The sequence below is a fragment of the Brachybacterium sillae genome (assembly GCF_025028335.1).
Taxonomy (GTDB): Bacteria; Actinomycetota; Actinomycetes; order Actinomycetales; family Dermabacteraceae; genus Brachybacterium; species Brachybacterium sillae.
Genome location: NZ_JAFEUW010000001.1, coordinates 698,241 through 712,242 on the forward strand (window position 1 = coordinate 698,241; position 14,002 = coordinate 712,242).

Annotated in this window: 12 protein-coding genes; 8 read left to right on the top strand and 4 right to left on the bottom strand. The window is 72.7% G+C overall.

The window, feature by feature from the left end; all coding sequences use genetic code 11:
• Positions 1-42 precede the first annotated feature (42 nt).
• From JSY14_RS03140 to JSY14_RS03160, 5 genes are read left to right on the top strand one after another with little or no spacing between them, the layout of a single operon-like run.
• The gene (locus tag JSY14_RS03140; RefSeq protein WP_259557310.1) at positions 43-1,632 is read left to right on the top strand and encodes an acyl-CoA carboxylase subunit beta; all 1,590 of its coding nucleotides are present in this window, start codon (positions 43-45) and stop codon (positions 1,630-1,632) included.
• Positions 1,629-1,925 (top strand): acyl-CoA carboxylase subunit epsilon, encoded by a 297-nt coding sequence (locus JSY14_RS03145; protein WP_259557311.1) that lies wholly within the window; start codon positions 1,629-1,631, stop codon positions 1,923-1,925. The genes JSY14_RS03140 and JSY14_RS03145 overlap by 4 nt, the downstream gene beginning before the upstream one ends.
• A gap of 45 nt (positions 1,926-1,970) precedes the next feature.
• Positions 1,971-3,656, top strand: a complete 1,686-nt coding sequence (locus JSY14_RS03150) for a DUF885 domain-containing protein (protein WP_259557313.1) — start codon at positions 1,971-1,973, stop codon at positions 3,654-3,656.
• Entirely contained in the window at positions 3,653-4,321 is a 669-nt protein-coding gene (locus JSY14_RS03155; protein WP_259557314.1) for a Maf family nucleotide pyrophosphatase, read from the top strand. Before JSY14_RS03150 ends, JSY14_RS03155 begins: the two co-directional genes overlap by 4 nt.
• A 38-nt stretch (positions 4,322-4,359) precedes the next feature.
• The gene (locus JSY14_RS03160; RefSeq protein WP_259557315.1) at positions 4,360-6,138 is read left to right on the top strand and encodes an acetyl/propionyl/methylcrotonyl-CoA carboxylase subunit alpha; all 1,779 of its coding nucleotides are present in this window, start codon (positions 4,360-4,362) and stop codon (positions 6,136-6,138) included.
• A gap of 90 nt (positions 6,139-6,228) precedes the next feature.
• On the opposite strand, the gene JSY14_RS03165 is transcribed toward JSY14_RS03160, so the two are convergent.
• Entirely contained in the window at positions 6,229-7,689 is a 1,461-nt protein-coding gene (locus tag JSY14_RS03165) for an NAD(P)H-quinone dehydrogenase (RefSeq protein WP_259557316.1), read from the bottom strand.
• Between the two features lie 53 nt (positions 7,690-7,742).
• Here JSY14_RS03165 and JSY14_RS03170 point away from each other — a divergent pair, with 53 nt between their 5' ends.
• Together JSY14_RS03170 and JSY14_RS03175 are read left to right on the top strand one after the other, a co-directional pair.
• Positions 7,743-8,591, top strand: a complete 849-nt coding sequence (locus tag JSY14_RS03170) for a purine-nucleoside phosphorylase (RefSeq protein WP_259557317.1) — start codon at positions 7,743-7,745, stop codon at positions 8,589-8,591.
• Positions 8,588-10,336, top strand: a complete 1,749-nt coding sequence (locus JSY14_RS03175) for a phospho-sugar mutase (RefSeq protein ID WP_259557318.1) — start codon at positions 8,588-8,590, stop codon at positions 10,334-10,336. Before JSY14_RS03170 ends, JSY14_RS03175 begins: the two co-directional genes overlap by 4 nt.
• A 61-nt stretch (positions 10,337-10,397) precedes the next feature.
• Here the strand turns inward: JSY14_RS03175 and deoC are convergent, their stop codons facing one another.
• A complete protein-coding gene (gene deoC, locus JSY14_RS03180) occupies positions 10,398-11,087 on the bottom strand; it encodes a deoxyribose-phosphate aldolase (protein WP_259557319.1) in 690 nt (229 codons plus the stop codon).
• 68 nt (positions 11,088-11,155) lie between these two features.
• Here deoC and JSY14_RS03185 point away from each other — a divergent pair, with 68 nt between their 5' ends.
• Complete coding sequence (locus tag JSY14_RS03185; RefSeq protein ID WP_259557320.1) at positions 11,156-12,229, top strand: NUDIX domain-containing protein; 1,074 nt, start codon at positions 11,156-11,158, stop codon at positions 12,227-12,229.
• Positions 12,230-12,247: 18 nt separating this feature from the next.
• Here the strand turns inward: JSY14_RS03185 and JSY14_RS03190 are convergent, their stop codons facing one another.
• A complete protein-coding gene (locus tag JSY14_RS03190; protein ID WP_259557321.1) occupies positions 12,248-13,567 on the bottom strand; it encodes a thymidine phosphorylase in 1,320 nt (439 codons plus the stop codon).
• A complete protein-coding gene (locus tag JSY14_RS03195) occupies positions 13,564-14,001 on the bottom strand; it encodes a cytidine deaminase (RefSeq protein WP_259557322.1) in 438 nt (145 codons plus the stop codon). Before JSY14_RS03195 ends, JSY14_RS03190 begins: the two co-directional genes overlap by 4 nt.
• Position 14,002: the final 1 nt, after the last annotated feature.

Consider the following 14,002-nt stretch of genomic DNA (forward strand, 5'->3'; position numbering starts at 1 on the left):
CGTCGGCCGGACGGACCCGGACGGACCCGCGAAGGAGGCCCCGTGACAGACCTGTCCCGGCCCGTCACCACCGCGCAGCGGCTCGAGGAACTCGCCGCGCGCGAGAAGAGCGCCGTGGAGCAGGCGGGCGCCGTCGCCGTCGAGAAGCAGCACGCCCGGGGCAAGAAGACCGCCCGCGAACGCCTCGAGGATCTCCTGGACGAAGGCTCCTTCGTCGAGACCGACCGTTTCGTGCGGCACCAGTCCACCAGCTTCGGCATCGACGCCAAGCGACCGGAGGGCGACGGCGTGATCACCGGGTACGGCACCATCGACGGCCGCCAGGTGTGCGTGTACTCGCAGGACTTCACCGTGTTCGGCGGGTCGCTCGGGGAGGCCCACGGCCGCAAGATCCAGAAGATCCAGGACCTCGCGCTGTCCACCGGGGTCCCGATCATCGGGATTCTCGACGGCGGCGGTGCCCGCATCCAGGAGGGGGTCGGCTCCCTCGCGGCGTTCGCCGGGATGATGCGCCGCAACACCCTCGCCTCCGGTGTGATCCCGCAGATCAGCCTGATCATGGGGCCGGCCGCCGGAGGTGCGGTCTACTCCCCCGCCCTGATGGACGTCATCGTGATGGTCGAGAAGACCTCCCACATGTTCATCACCGGGCCGGACGTCATCCGCACCGTGACCGGTGAGGACGTCGGCTTCGAGGAACTCGGCGGTGCCCGCACCCACAGCACCCGCAGCGGTGTGGCGCACCACATGGCGCCCGACGAGACCGAGGCCATCGAGTACGTCAAGGATCTGCTGTCCTACCTGCCGCCGAACACGCTGACCCCCGCGCCGGTGTATCCGACACCGCGGGTGGAAGGACCGGAGGCGGAGGACCTCGCCCTCGACACCCTGGTGCCGGACTCCCCCAACCAGCCGTATGACATGCAGGCTGTGCTGCGGGCTGTGCTCGATGACGGTGAGCTGCTGGAGATGCAGGCCGCCTTCGCGCCGAACGTCATCGTCGGTTTCGGCCGTGTGGAGGGCCACAGTGTCGGCGTGATCGCCAACCAGCCCTCGCACTTCGCGGGGACCCTCGACATCGACGCCTCCGAGAAGGCGGCCCGGTTCGTGCGCCTGTGCGACGCCTTCAACGTGCCGGTGCTGACGTTCGTCGACACCCCGGGATTCCTGCCCGGCACCGACCAGGAGTACAGCGGCATCATCCGCCGCGGCGCGAAACTGCTGTACGCGTACGCGGAGGCGACGGTGCCGCTGGTCACCGTCATCACCCGCAAGGCCTACGGCGGTGCATACATCGTGATGGGTTCGAAGGACCTCGGCGCCGACATCAACCTGGCCTGGCCCACCGCCCAGATCGCGGTGATGGGCGCCCAGGGCGCGGTGAACATCCTCCACCGGCAGCATCTGCGGTCCGTGTCCGAGGAGGGCGGTGACGTGGAGGCGGAGCGTCAGCGCCTGCAGACGGAGTACGAGGAGCGGTTCGCCAACCCGTACACCGCGGCCGAGCGCGGCTGGATCGACGGGGTGATCCGTCCGTCCGAGACCCGCGTGCAGGTGGCGCGCGCCCTGCGGGCCCTGCGCACCAAGCGTCAGTCCCTGCCCACCAAGAAGCACGGGAACATCCCCCTGTGAGCAACCCCGAGAGCGGCACCGCGACCGATCCCGGTGAGCAGCCGGACCCCTCCCCCGACCGGCCGGAGGTCCGCCTGGTCTCCGGGCGTCTGAGCGACACCGAGCTCGCGGCGATCGCGGTCACGCTCGCGGCGATCAACGCCGCCAGCCACGTCGAGGCCCGCGAGCGTGAACTCGCCGAGGGCGGGCCGGGCCGGGCCGACGCCTGGTCCGATCCGGCCCTCGGCCTTCCCGGCGCCCACCGATTGCGCACTGCACCCTCGCCGACGGCCTGGCAGTTCTCCGACCGTTGAGCGTGGGACGGGCGGCTGTCAGTCCCCGTCGATACGATCGCGGGCATGACCGACGCCACAACCGCTGACCGCACCCGCACTGCCCTCGATGCCCTCGCGGACGAGTACGTCGAGGATTGCGCCCGCCGCGACCCGTTCCTGGCGACCTCCCTCGGGGTGCCCGGCCATGACGACCAGGTGACCGACTACTCGCCGCAGGCCCTGCAGGAGCGCGCCGAGGCCGCCCGCGCCCTGCTGGCGCGGATCGCCCAGGTGCGCGACGAGGACGAGGTCGATGCCGTGACCCGCGCCGCCCTGCAGGAGCGCCTGGGGGTGGAGATGGAGCTTCATGAGGCCCTGGTGCCGCACGCCCAGGTCAACAACCTGGCCTCGCCGCTGCAGTCGCGGGACGTGCTGGACCTGATGCCGACCGAGTCCGCGCAGGACTGGGAGGTGATGGCGGCCCGCCTGGAACGTTTCCCGCAGGCGCTGACCAGCTGGGCCGAGTCGCTGCGGTTCGCGGCCGATCGGGGTGTGCTGTGGGCCCGTCGTCAGCTGGAGCTCGGTGCCGCCCAGGCCCGCTCCTACGCGGATCCCGACAGCGGCTTCTTCGCTCGCCTGGGCACGGGCTCCGGACTCGATGGCGACCTCGCGCAGGCGGTGCGGGAGGGTGCGGCGAAGGCCGCCCGCGCCTACCTGGATCTGGCCGAGGTGCTCGAGGAGCTCGCCCCCCGCGCCCCGGAGAAGGACTCGGTGGGGCGTGAAGCCTACGCCCTCCACTCGCGGGTGTTCCTCGGTGAACAGGTGGATCTCGACGAGACCTACGCCTGGGGTGTCGAGGAGCTGCGGCGGATCATCGCCGAGCAGGAGGAGGTCGCCGCACGCATCAACGATCACTACGGCACCGGGGCAGGACGCTCCGTCGAGGCGGCCCGCGCTGCGCTGCGCGCGGACCCTGCCCGCGTGCTGCACGGCCGTGAGGCTCTGCAGGCGTGGATGCAGGAGCTGTCGGATCGCGCCGTCGCGGACCTCGCCGACACCCACTTCGACATCCCCGAGCCGCTGCGCCGCCTGGAGTGCCGCATCGGGGAGACCGGCTCCGGCGGCATCTACTACACCGGCCCCAGCGAGGACCTCACCCGGCCGGGCCGGATGTGGTGGGACGTGGCCGACGGGGTCGACGACTTCGACACCTGGTCGGAGACCACCACGGTGTACCACGAGGGGGTGCCCGGGCATCACCTGCAGGTCGGCACGCAGACCCTGCAGGGTCAGCGGCTGAACCGGTGGCGCTCGCTGATGTGCTGGACGTCCGGTCACGGTGAGGGGTGGGCCCTGTACGCGGAGCGGTTGATGGAGCAGCTGGGCTACCTCGAGGACGACGGCGACCGGCTGGGCATGCTCGATGCGCAGCGGTTCCGTGCCGGCCGGGTGGTGCTGGACATCGGCCTGCACTGCGAGCTGCCGATGCCCCAGGACCTCCCCGGCTCCGCCGGTGGGCGCTGGGACTACGACTCCGCGTGGCAGTTCGTGGCCGCGCACTGGTCCGACCCCGAGCCGCAGCGCCGTTTCGAGCTGCACCGCTACCTCGGTTGGCCCGGACAGGCCCCGTCGTACAAGGTGGGGCAGCGACTGTGGGAGCAGCTGCGAGCCGACAGCGACGACGCCGGGGTGGACCCGCGGGACTTCCACCGGCGCGCCCTCGAGCTCGGCAGCCTGCCGCTGAGCGTGCTGCGGGAGGCTCTGCGATGAGCCTCGATCACACCCTGCAGGGGGATCCCGACGCCCTTCTGTTGTTGGCCTCTGCCTCGGCCGGTCGCCGCCGCACCCTGGAGCGTGCCGGGATCCTCCACGCTGCGCTGGCCACCGACCTCGAGGAGGATGCGCTGCTGGCCGCCCACCCCGACCTGCAGCCCGCCGACCAGGTGCTGCTGTTGGCACGGGCGAAGGCCGAGGCCGCGGTGGCCGCCACCGCCGAGGACGGCGGCGGGTACGTGGTGCTCGGCTGCGATTCGATGCTGCAGCTCGACGGCGAGGTGGTCGGCAAACCCCACCTGCCCGAGACCGCTCGCGACCGGTGGCGGCGCATGCGCGGCCGCGAGGGCGTCCTGCACAGCGGGCACTGGCTGGTCGATGACCGGGACCCGGAGGACGGCGGCACCGGTGCCACGTTCGGGGCGACCGCCTCGACCATCGTGCGCTTCGCCGCCCTCACGGACGAGGAGATCGACGCTTACGTCGACACCGGGGAACCCCTCGAGGTGGCGGGGGCGTTCACCATCGACGGTTTCGGCGGGCCCTTCATCTCCGGCATCGACGGGGACCCGCATGCGGTCGTCGGCCTCTCGCTGCCGCTGCTGCGGGAGCTGCTCGCACAGATCGAGGTGCCGCTGCCCCTGCTGTGGCGCCGGTACTAGACTCGGCCCCTGCACGGACGCCTGGAAAGGACCCCCGCATGGCAGCTCGGCCCCAGCCACACCGACCGTTCTCCACGGTCCTCATCGCCAACCGCGGTGAGATCGCCGTGCGTGTGGCCCGGGCATGCCGCGACGCGGGCCTGCGGTCCATCGCGGTGTACGCCGACCCGGACCGCGACGCCCTGCACACCACCATCGCGGATGAGGCGTATGCCCTGGGCGGCACCACCGCCGCGAATTCGTACCTGGTGGTGGACAAGATCCTCGATGTCGCACAGCGGTCCGGCGCCGACGCCATCCACCCCGGATACGGCTTCCTCTCGGAGCGGGCCGACTTCGCGCAGGCCGTGATGGACGCAGGACTCGTGTGGATCGGCCCGCCACCCGCGGCGATCGAGCAGCTCGGGGACAAGGTCTCCGCCCGCCACCTGGCCCAGAAGGTCGGCGCGCCGCTCGTGGCAGGAACCCAGGATCCCGTCTCCGGCAGCGACGAGGTCGTCGCCTTCGCCCGCGAACACGGCCTGCCGATCGCCATCAAGGCGGCCTTCGGCGGCGGCGGCCGCGGATTGAAGGTGGCGCGCCACGAATCCGAGGTGCGGGAGCTGTTCGACTCCGCAGTGCGGGAGGCCGTCGCGGCCTTCGGACGCGGCGAATGCTTCGTCGAGCGGTACCTGGATGCTCCCCGCCATGTCGAGACGCAGTGCCTGGCCGACATCCACGGAAACGTGCAGGTCGTCTCCACCCGCGATTGCTCGCTGCAGCGCCGCCACCAGAAACTGGTGGAGGAGGCCCCCGCCCCGTTCCTCACCGACGCCCAGCACGACCAGTTGGTGCGCGCCTCCAAGGCCATCCTGCGGGAGGCCGGATACGTGGGCGCCGGGACCTGCGAGTTCCTCGTCGGCATCGACGGCACCATCTCCTTCCTCGAAGTCAATACCCGGCTGCAGGTGGAGCATCCGGTGACTGAGGAGGTCACCGGCATCGACCTGGTCCGTGAGCAGATGCGGATCGCCGCCGGGGAGGCGATCGATCCGACGGATCCGCCCGCCCGCGGTCACTCCTTCGAGTTCCGCATCAACGGGGAGGACCCGGGCCGCGGATTCCTGCCCTCCCCCGGGCCGATCCGAGTGTTCGAGGCTCCGTCCGGTCCAGGGGTGCGCGTCGACTCGGGTGTGCGCAGCGGGGATGAGGTCTCCGGGGCGTTCGACTCGATGCTCGCGAAGCTCATCGTCACCGCCGCCACCCGCCAGCAGGCTCTGGAGCGGGCCCGTCGCGCACTCGCCGAATTCCGCATCGAGGGCCTGCCGACGGTGCTGCCGTTCCACCGCGCCGTGGTCGAGGATGAGGCCTTCGCCCCGCGGGATCCGGAGCAGCCTTTCGAGATCCATACGCGGTGGATCGAGACGGCCTTCGATGCCGACATCCCCCCGGCGCCGCTGCCTGCGGCGACCTCCGAACCGGAGGATCGGGAGGCCGTCGTGGTCGAGGTCGACGGTCGCCGCGTCGAGGTGAGCCTGCCGTCATCGCTGCGTGCCCCGCGGGTGGAGACCCCCCACCGCCGCAAGCGCACCCACAAGCAGTCCTCCGGCGCTGCCGCCGGGGGCAACGCCGTGGCCGCCCCGATGCAGGGCACCATCGTCAAGGTGGTCGCCGAAGAGGGCCAGCATGTCGCCGACGGGGACCTGCTGGTGGTGTTAGAGGCGATGAAGATGGAGCAGCCGATCACAGCGCACCGGTCCGGCATCATCGCGGGCCTGGACGCCGAGGTCGGCGCCACGGTCTCCGCCGGCGCCGTGCTCTGCCGCATCGAGGACTGAGGCCCTGCCCCGCCCCCGGTCGGACGTCCTGCCGGCACGTCGCTCGGCGCCGCGCTCGCCCGATCGTCGGGCGCGCCGGGCGGTGCGTGCTCAGACCTGACCGACGACCTGGCGGGCGACCTCGGCCGTGGAACCGGAGACCGACGGGTACACGGTGAAGGCGCGGGCGACGGCCTCCGCCGTCAGGCGCTGGCTGACGGCCAGGGAGATCGGGTGAATGAGGTCGCTGGCGCGGGGTGCCACCACCACGCCGCCGAGCACGGTGTGGGAGTCGGGCCGGACGATGAGCTTCACGAAGCCCTCGCGGACGCCCTGCATCTTGGCCCGCGGGTTCGTCGCCAGCGGCAGGGTGAGCACCTCGGCGGCGATGTGCCCGTCGCTCACCTCCTGCTCCGAATGCCCCACGGTGGCGATCTCCGGGCTGGTGAACACGGCCGAGGCGACCTGGTTCGGGATCAGCGGGGCGACGGCCTCCCCGAGGGCGTGGTACATGGCGGTGCGGCCCTGCATCGCTGCGACGGACGCCAGCGGGTACACCCCGGTGCAGTCCCCGGCCGCATAGAGTCCGCGCACATTCGTCCGGGAGACCCGGTCGGTCTCGATGTGGCCGCTGGGTTTCACCCGCACATGGGCCTCCTCCAGGCCCAACCCGCGGGTGGAGGGCACACCGCCGACGGCCATCAGCAGGTGACTGCCCCGCAGCACGGTGCCGTCGGCGAGGGTCACCAGCACCTCATCACCCTCAACGCGGGCGGCTTCGGCGCGGGTGCGGGCGTGGACCCTCACCCCGCGCTCGGCGAAGGACTCCTCCAGGGCGCGGGCGGCATCCGGGTCGCTGCCCGGCAGCACCTGGTCCCGGGAGGAGACGAGCGTGACCTCACTGCCGAGAGCCCGGTAGGCGCTGGCGAACTCGGCGCCGGTCACGCCGGAGCCGACGACGATCAGATGCTCGGGCAGTTCCGTCAGGTCATACACCTGGGTCCAGGTGAGGATGCGGCGGCCGTCGGGCCGGGCGGTGGGCAGCTCCCGCGGGCGGGCACCGACGGCGATCAGGCCGACGTCGGCCGTGAGCCGCCCGCCGACGCTTCCATCCGGATCGACGACCTCCACCGTGTTGGGGCCGGCCAGACGGCCCCGGCCGGTGATCACCCGCACCCCTGCGCGTTCCAGTGCGGCCCGGATGTCGTCCGACTGTGCCTGCGCGAGGCGCCGCACGCGGGCGTTGACCGCAGCGAGATCCACGGTGAGGGCACCGGAGGTGGGGGCGGCAGCGGAATCCGCATCACGGATCCCCAGGGCGCCGGAGCGCGCGACCACATCCAGCACCTCGGCGGTGGCGATGAGGGTCTTCGACGGCACGACATCGGTGAGGACGGCGGCGCCGCCCAGGCCGCGTTCCTCGATCAAAGACACCTCGGCTCCCAGCCGTGCCGCTGTCAACGCTGCTTCGTAGCCACCGGGGCCGCCTCCGATGATGACGACGCGGACGCGGTCCTCGCGGCGGGTGATGCGATCAGGGTCCGGGGGCAGGTCAGTGCTGAGATCGGTCACGCCCGCCATTGTGGCGCATCGGGCGGTGTCGTGCTCTGCGCTAGGTTGCCTGCATGAGCCTTGCACCGAGCATCCTGTCCCCCGTCGACCCGCCGGCGGATCCGTACCGCGCGGCCGAGGAGGCCGCCGCCGCGCTGCGCGAGGCCGCCGGCACCGACCATGACATCGCCCTCGTGCTCGGCTCCGGGTGGGGTGGCGCCGCCGACCTGCTCGGGGAGACGGTGTGGGAGGCCCCCGCCGACACCATCCCCGGGTTCCGGGCGCCCGCCGTGGCCGGCCATGTCGGCACCCTCCGGTCGATCCGTGTCGCCTCCACCGGCGCCCGGGTACTGGTGCTCGGGTCCCGCACCCACTTCTATGAGGGGCACGGGGCCGACGCCGTGGTGCACGGGGTGCGCACCGCCGCCGCGGCGGGCTGCCGCACCCTGGTGCTGACCAACGGCTGCGGCGGACTCGAGCCGTCGTGGGCTCCCGGAACGCCCGTGCTGATCCGGGACCATCTGAACCTCACCGGTGCCACCCCGCTGCGCGGCGCCCGGTTCGTGGACCTCACCGACGTGTATTCCCCGCGGCTGCGGCAGATCGCCCACGAGGTCGATCCGCAGCTGCCGGAGGGCGTGTACGCGCAGTTCCACGGCCCCGCCTACGAGACCCCCGCGGAGGTGCGGATGGCCGGGGTGCTCGGCGCGCACCTGGTGGGCATGTCCACCGCGCTGGAGGCGATCGCCGCTCGGGAGGCCGGCATGGAGGTGCTCGGGATCTCCCTGGTCACCAACCATGCGGCGGGCATCAGCCCCCAGCCCCTCAGCCACGAGGAGGTGCTGCAGGCCGGACGCGACGCCGGGCCACGGATCTCCGACCTGCTGGCGCGGATCGTCGAGCGGATCGAGGTGGCGCGATGAGCGACGCGACCCGCCCGAGCCTGCTGAGCGAGCCGCTGCGGGATCGTGCCCGCGCCTGGGCCGCCGATGACCCCGACCCCGTCACCCGCGCCGCCCTGGAGGCCCTCCTGACCGACGCCGAGGGCGGATCCGCCGCCGCGGCCGCGGAGATCACGGATGCCTTCCGGGGCCCCCTCGAGTTCGGCACCGCGGGGTTGCGCGGCCGCATGGGCCCCGGGGAGCACCGCATGAACCTCGCGGTCGTCTCCCGGGCCGCCCGGGGGCTCGCCGATCACCTGCTGGGTCTACTCGGCGGCGCCGGCACGGACACCGCCCCGCTGGTGGTGATCGGGTACGACGCGCGCCACAACTCGCAGGCCTTCGCCGAGCGCTCCGCCGCGATCATGACGGCGGCGGGGTGCCGGGTGGCGCTGCTGGACCGGCACGGTCCGACACCGTTGGTGGCTTTCGCGGTGCGTCACCTCGGGGCCGACGCCGGGGTGGTCGTCACCGCCAGCCACAATCCTCCCGCCGACAACGGGTACAAGGTGTACCTCGGCGGCCGGGCCGCGGAGGAGACCGGCCGCGGCGTGCAGATCGTCCCGCCGTCGGATGCGCAGATCTCCGCAGCGATCGCCGCCGTCGGACCGGTGCGGCAGATCCCCGTCGCCTCCGAGGGCTGGGAGCTGCTCGGGGAGGACCTGCGGGAGGACTACCTCACCGCGATCAGCGCGATCCTCGACCCGGCCGCGCCACGGCAGGTGCGGATCGTGCACACCGCCATGCACGGGGTCGGCCACGAGATCGCCACCACCGCCCTGGCCCGTGCCGGGTTCAGCGACGTCCACCCGGTGGCGAAGCAGGCCGATCCCGACCCGGACTTCCCCACCGTCGACTTCCCCAACCCGGAGGAGCCCGGGGCCATCGACCTCGCCCTGGAGCTCGCCCGCACCGTCGAGGCCGACGTCGTCGTCGCCAATGACCCCGATGCGGACCGCTGCGCCGCCGCCGTCCTCGACCCCCACCTGGGGGCGTGGCGGATGCTGCGCGGTGACGAGCTCGGCGTGCTGCTGGGGTCGGCCGTGCTGGAGCGGACCCGCGCCGGTGGGGTCGCACAGTCGGTGGTCTCCAGCCGCTGGCTGAGCCGCATCGCGCAGGCCCAGGGCCGACCCGCCACCACCACGTTGACCGGGTTCAAGTGGATCGCCCGCACCCCCGGGATCGTCGTCGGGTACGAGGAGGCCATCGGCTACTGCGTGCTGCCGGAGGTCGTGCGGGACAAGGACGGGCTCTCGACGGTGCTGCTGGTGGCAGAGCTTGCGGCACGCGCCCGGGCCGCCGGTCGCACCCTCATCGACGATCTCGATGACCTGGCGCGCCGCCACGGCCTGTTCGCCACCGATCAGCTGTCAATCCGGGTCGAGGATCTCTCGCTCATCGGACGGATGATGCAGCAGCTGCGCACCACCCCGCCGTCGACCCTCGCGGGGGCCGAGGTGACGGCCCTGACCGACCTGTCCCGCGGCTCGGTGGAGACCACCGGTCTGCCGCCGACGGACGGTGTGATGCTGATGACCGCTCAGGATGACCGGGTGATCGTGCGACCCTCCGGCACCGAGCCGAAGCTCAAGTGCTACCTGGAGGTGGTGGAGCACGTCGCACCCGAGGCCTCCATGGAGGACCTCACCGCCCACCGGGAGCGCGCTGCGGAGCGGCTGCAGCGGCTCACGGAGGACATGCGTCGGGCCCTGACCCTGCCGGACTGAGCCGGACGCTGCGGGGCGGGGCACATCGAGGTGCCCCGCCCCGCGGCCTCTCAGCGGGTGATCAGTACGCGCCGCCGCTGCTGGTCGCGGTGCTGGTCGTGGCGTCGCCCTCGAGGACGGCGCGAGAGCCGGACAGGCCCAGGCGCGTCGCGCCCGCGGCGACCATCTCCTCCGCCGCCTCACGGGTGCGGATCCCTCCGGAGGCCTTCACTCCGAGGCGGTCGCCGACGGTGGCCCGCATGAGCTCGACGGCATGCGCGGTGGCGCCCCCGGCGGGGTGGAACCCGGTGGAGGTCTTCACGAAGTCGGCGCCGGCGCGCTCCGCCGCGCGGCAGGCCTCAACGATCTGCTCATCCTCCAGCGCCGCAGTCTCCAGGATCACCTTCAGCACCGTCGGGGCGGGGGCCGCCTCGCGCACCGCGCGGATGTCGGCGTCGACCTCCTCCCAGGCACCGGACCGGGCCAGGCCGATGTTGAGGACCATGTCGATCTCGTCCGCACCCTTGGAGACCGCATCGGCGGCCTCGGCCGCTTTCACGCTGCTGGCGTGCTGCCCGGAGGGGAAGCCGCACACCGTCGCGACCTTCACCGAGGTGGTCAGCGGCAGCATCGACGGCGACACGCACACCGAGTAGGTGCCGAGCTCCTCGGCCTCCCGCACCAGCGCGGCGACATCCTCGCGCGTGGCCTCGGGCTTGAGCAGGGTGTGGTCGATCATCGCCGCCAGGCGGCCGGTCTCGAGAGTCGTCATGCCCCTGATTCTCCCACGGGTGCCTCCTGCGGACGGAGGAACCTCGGCCCCTCGTAGACTCGGTGCGCGTGAGCACGCCCCCCTCCCCTGAATCCGCCGCAGACGCCGCCCGCCACGGTGACCGCCGTGACCGCCTGCGCCGGGTGGTGCTGCTGGCCGGGCCCTCCGGCTCCGGGAAGGGGTTGCTGGGCCGACGGGCGGGGCTGCCAGTGGTGCCGCTGGATGAGTTCTACCGCGACGCCGACGACCCCGGCCTCCCCCGTCGCTTCGGGATCGTCGACTGGGACGACCCGGCGTCATGGCGCCGAGAGGATGCCCTGGAGGCTCTCCTCCGGCTGGCCCGTCACGGCCACTCCGAGATCCCCGAGTACTCCATTCCGCGGTCCCGCCGCGAGGGCACGCGCCTGCTCGACGCGACCGGCGCCCCCCTGATCGTGGCGGAGGGGATCTTCGCGGCGGAACTGCTGGAACCCCTGCGAGAGAGCGGCCTGCTGGCCGATGCCCTGGTGTTGAACCGGCCGGTGCCGCTGGTGTTCGGGCTGCGCCTGGCGCGGGACCTGCGGGAGGGGCGCAAGAGCGTGCCGACGCTGCTGCGGCGTGGGTGGGCGCTCGCGCGTGAGCAGCACCAGGACATCCTGCACTGGCGAGCCGCGGGGATGCGCCCTGTGCGGTTGCGGGAGGGCGAGAGGTCCCTGCACCGGCTCGCCGCCTTGGCCGGCCCCGCGGTGCTGAGGATCGTCGCGGTGTGCTTCGTGCGCTCGGGACCCGACGGAGCCTGGGAGCTGCTGTCGGTGCGCAAACGCGACACCTCCACGTTCATGCAGGTCGGGGGGAAGATCGAGCCCGGCGAGACCGCAGCGGAAGCGGCCACCCGCGAAGTGCTGGAGGAGCTCGGAGAGCTCGTCGAACCGGAGCGGTGGGAGCCGCTGCTGGACGCCGTGGCCCCGGCCGCGAACGAACCGGACACGCTCGTGGACGCCACGGTGCTGCTGGCCCCGCCGGATTCCCTGCCCCGCCAGGTGCAGGTCCGGGCGGAGATCGAGGAGGCTCGCTGGCTGCGGGTGGACGTCGAGCCGGAAGTCCCGATCGCGCCGTTGATGCGTGACCGGATCCTGCCGGCGCTGCGCCGCTCCCTGCACTGAGGCCGCGCGGCCCGCTGCTCAGGCGATACGGTCGCGGACGATCCGGCGAGGGAGCAGCTCGGTGCCCTCCGGAGCCAGATCCCAGGCGCCGTCGATGGCCTCCTGGGCCCGGGCGAACCGCTCCGGGGTGTCGGTGTGCAGCACCGCAAGGACATCACCGGCGGCGACGGTCTCCCCGACGTGCCGCAGGATCTCCACCCCGGCCCCGGCCTGGACGCTCTCCCCCGGGCGCGACCGCCCGGCGCCGAGCCGCCACCCGGCCACGCCGACCTTCAAGGCGTCCAGTGACCGCACCACTCCGGCGCGATCCGCGCGAATCTCCGCGGTGTGCGCGGCCTGCGGCAGCGGAGCCTCCGGGTCGCCTCCCTGCGCGCGGATCATCCGCCGCCACACGTCCATGGCCCGGCCGTCCCGCAGGGCGGCCTCCACGTCGACATCCGGGCGGCCGGCGGCGGTGAGCATCTCGCGGGCCAGGGCCACTGTCAGCTCCACCACGTCGGCGGGCCCGCCACCGGCGAGCACCTCCACGCTCTCGCGCACTTCGAGGGCGTTGCCGACGGTGCGACCCAGCGGCGCCGACATGTCGGTGAGCAGCGCGACCGTCCGCACCCCGGCATCGGTGCCGAGATCGACCATGGTGCGGGCGAGCTCCCGAGCGTCGGACTCCTCGCGCATGAACGCCCCGGCGCCGGTCTTCACATCCAGCACCAGCGAGGCGGTGCCCTCCGCGATCTTCTTGCTCATGATGGAACTGGCGATCAGGGGGATCGCCTCGACGGTTCCGGTGACGTCCCGCAGGGCGTACAGCTTCTTGTCGGCGGGCGCGAGGCCGCTGCCGGCCGCGCAGATCACGGCCCCGACCTCGTCGAGCTGCCGCATCATCTCGTCGTTCGTCAGCGACGCCCGCCAGCCGGGGATGGCCTCCAGCTTGTCGAGGGTGCCGCCGGTGTGGCCGAGGCCGCGGCCCGACAGCTGCGGCACCGCGACGTCGAACACCGCCACCAGCGGTGCGAGCGGAAGGGTGATCTTGTCGCCGACTCCTCCGGTGGAGTGCTTGTCCGCGGTGGGGTGGCGCAGCGCCGAGAAGTCCATCCGCTCCCCGCTGGCGATCATCGCGTTCGTCCAGCGGGAGATCTCCGCCCGCTCCATGCCGCGCAGCAGGATCGCCATCGCGAGGGCCGCCATCTGCTCCTCCGCCACCACACCGCGGGTGTAGGCGTCGACGACCCAGTCGATCTGCTCGTCGCTGAGCCGCCCGCCGTCGCGCTTGGTGCGGATGACGTCGACGGCGTCGAAGGGCTCGACGGTCCGATCGGCGGAGGGGGTGGCGGTGGTCATCGTCGGTCGTTCTCCTCGAGGTCGGACGGCCCGAAGGCCTGGGGCAGGAAGCCGCCGAGCGGGACGGGGCCCGTCGGCGTCAGCAGCAGGAAATCGGCGGCGGCGTGCTCGGCCAGCAACTGGCGGCAGCGGCCGCAGGGCATGATCACCTGGCCGTGGCCGTTCACGCACACGGCGCGACGCAACCGACCACCGCCGCCACGCACCAGGTCGCTCACCATGCCGCATTCGGCGCACAGGGTGACGCCGTACCCGGCGTTCTCGACGTTGCAGCCGGAGACGCACCGGCCGTCGTCGACGAGCCCCGCCGCCCCCACGCGGTACCGCGAATACGGGGCGTAGGCCGCGGCGGCGGCCTCCACTGCGAGGGCATGCAGGTCAGTGAACTCGGCGGGCACCGGGGTGGTGGCGGGGCGCTGATCGTCGGGGCTCATC

What these genes read in the sequence shown, in the direction of transcription:
- JSY14_RS03170 (WP_259557317.1), top strand. Translation starts at nt 7,743, where the DNA reads ATGAGCCTTGCACCGAGCATCCTGTCCCCCGTCGACCCGCCGGCGGAT.
- JSY14_RS03175 (WP_259557318.1), top strand. Translation starts at nt 8,588, where the DNA reads ATGAGCGACGCGACCCGCCCGAGCCTGCTGAGCGAGCCGCTGCGGGAT.
- JSY14_RS03190 (WP_259557321.1), bottom strand. Translation starts at nt 13,567, where the DNA reads ATGACCACCGCCACCCCCTCCGCCGATCGGACCGTCGAGCCCTTCGAC.
- deoC (WP_259557319.1), bottom strand. Translation starts at nt 11,087, where the DNA reads ATGACGACTCTCGAGACCGGCCGCCTGGCGGCGATGATCGACCACACC.
- JSY14_RS03155 (WP_259557314.1), top strand. Translation starts at nt 3,653, where the DNA reads ATGAGCCTCGATCACACCCTGCAGGGGGATCCCGACGCCCTTCTGTTG.
- JSY14_RS03195 (WP_259557322.1), bottom strand. Translation starts at nt 14,001, where the DNA reads ATGAGCCCCGACGATCAGCGCCCCGCCACCACCCCGGTGCCCGCCGAG.
- JSY14_RS03150 (WP_259557313.1), top strand. Translation starts at nt 1,971, where the DNA reads ATGACCGACGCCACAACCGCTGACCGCACCCGCACTGCCCTCGATGCC.
- JSY14_RS03160 (WP_259557315.1), top strand. Translation starts at nt 4,360, where the DNA reads ATGGCAGCTCGGCCCCAGCCACACCGACCGTTCTCCACGGTCCTCATC.